Consider the following 253-nt stretch of genomic DNA (forward strand, 5'->3'; position numbering starts at 1 on the left):
TTGCACTGGCTGAATGGGCAGAGCAACATGCAGTAAAACTGGAATTTATTCAGCCGGGTAAGCCGACGCAGAACGCTTTTATTGAGCGCTTTAACCGAACATACCGTACAGAAATACTCGATTTTTACCTGTTCAGAACGCTGAATGAAGTGCGGGAAATCACGGAAAGATGGGTGTCAGAATATAACTGTGAACGCCCGCATGAATCACTGAACAATATGACGCCTGAGGAATATCGGCAACACAATCATTT

General features: G+C 44.7%; 1 protein-coding gene. It reads left to right on the forward strand.

Annotation, left to right across the window (positions count from 1 at the left end; translation table 11 throughout):
- Nucleotides 1-253 (forward strand): integrase core domain-containing protein (locus NNN64_RS23200; RefSeq protein ID WP_271442922.1); only part of this gene is annotated, 253 nt, incomplete at both ends.

It is taken from the genome of Citrobacter sp. Igbk 14 (assembly GCF_028069825.1).
Classification (GTDB): Bacteria; Pseudomonadota; Gammaproteobacteria; order Enterobacterales; family Enterobacteriaceae; genus Citrobacter.